We start from the raw sequence: 1291 nt of genomic DNA on the forward strand, positions 1-1291 counted from the left end.
CCCTCGGGCTCGGCCTCCTTGATCTCGATCGTGGGCACGATCAGTTTGTCCTCGGTGCGGGTCACCAGCCGGACCACGTCAAGACGCACGATCGCCAGGACCGACGAATGCTGGTCCGCCCGCTTGAACCGCGACAGCATCTCCAGCAGGCCGTTCACCTCAGCGGTCTCGGGCAGCTTGACGGAGACGCGCAGCGGGACGCTCACCGCCCACCAGCCACGAACACGATCCAGCCGGGCGAGCCGGCCCCCTCCACAGCGCTCACCGCGCGCCCCTCCCTCTCCGTGCTATGTGGTGTCACCGGCCTCGACTGGGCCGGGGTCTCAGGTCCGCGGCCGCCGGTACCGATCCGGATCCGTGCAGGTCGCGAAGTGCGGCTGCCACCGGCCGCCGGGCAGGTCGGACGGTGGGTTCACCTGGGCGATGCGGGCGCCGCCGTCGCGGTAGATCCCGACCGACCCGTCTGGTACCGGGGTGGCATCCAGCGGCATCCACACCGCCCGGTGCGGCTCCTCGGTCAGCGCCCACAGCAGCGGTGTCCCGTCGGCGTCACAGGTCTTCGACCGCGTCGACGCGCCCGTGCGCCACCAGAACGCGCGCCGGTCCCGCAGCTGTCGGCGGGCGTCCTCGTCGAGCAGCTCGAGCTCGCGCAGGGGGAGCACCTCGTCAGGCATGCGCCACCACCCCGCCCGGGATCACGACCAGGGCCGAGGTGACCAGCGGGTCGAGGACCTGCGCACAGCGCTCGAGCGCCCCGGCGATCCGCGCCCGGGCCGTGGCGACATCTCGCCGGGCGAGCTCGGCGCCAGCGAGGTCCGCGGCCCCCGCCAGCGCCACGGCGACTATCCGGTACGCCAGCGCGGCGCCGGTGCGGTCCGGTCGGGCGTAACCGACCAGGTCGTAGCCGTGACCGATGGTCTCGGCCACGAGCACCTGGCGCAGCGCGAACCTCGCATCGCCGAGCTCCCGGTCTGCGATCGACGTCAGTGCGATCTGCAGAGCACCGCGCATCGTCCCGACCACGGCCGCCTGCAGCGGCGCCTCCCCGCTCCAGACCACGGCCGCCAGACGCCGCTCCATCGCGTGCCGGAACTGCGCACCGCTGAACGGATACGGCAGCAGCCCGGGCCCGCCGGCAGCCGGCACCTGCTCCACGACGGGCCCGGGCCGCGTCACGCCGACGCCAGCAGGTGCGGGTTAGCGATCCGCTCGTAGCACCACAGCGTCATGTCGAACCCGGGCACGGGCACCTGCAGGCGGATCTGCTGCGCCCAGGCGCCGCTGTGGAGCC

The 1291-nt window shown here is 73.4% G+C and carries 3 protein-coding genes; all 3 read right to left on the reverse strand.

The features are described from left to right. Window positions 1–206, reverse strand: a 206-nt coding sequence (locus FREUN1FDRAFT_RS39105; RefSeq protein WP_006545991.1) for a hypothetical protein, incomplete at its 3' end; no start/stop codon positions are given. A gap of 117 nt (window positions 207–323) precedes the next feature. Then, complete coding sequence (locus FREUN1FDRAFT_RS39110) at window positions 324–674, reverse strand: hypothetical protein (protein WP_006545992.1); 351 nt, start codon at window positions 672–674, stop codon at window positions 324–326. Continuing rightward, window positions 667–1176 carry a hypothetical protein gene (locus FREUN1FDRAFT_RS39115; RefSeq protein WP_006545993.1) on the reverse strand — a complete coding sequence of 170 codons (510 nt, stop codon included), beginning with the start codon at window positions 1174–1176 and terminating at the stop codon, window positions 667–669. The genes FREUN1FDRAFT_RS39110 and FREUN1FDRAFT_RS39115 overlap by 8 nt, the downstream gene beginning before the upstream one ends. Between the last annotated feature and the right edge of the window lie 115 nt (window positions 1177–1291).

Source organism: Parafrankia sp. EUN1f (genome assembly GCF_000177675.1).
Classification (GTDB): Bacteria; Actinomycetota; Actinomycetes; order Frankiales; family Frankiaceae; genus Parafrankia.

Bases quoted from the DNA above. Each gene is read 5' to 3' on its own strand.
- FREUN1FDRAFT_RS39110 (WP_006545992.1), bottom strand. From the start codon at position 674: ATGCCTGACGAGGTGCTCCCCCTGCGCGAGCTCGAGCTGCTCGACGAG.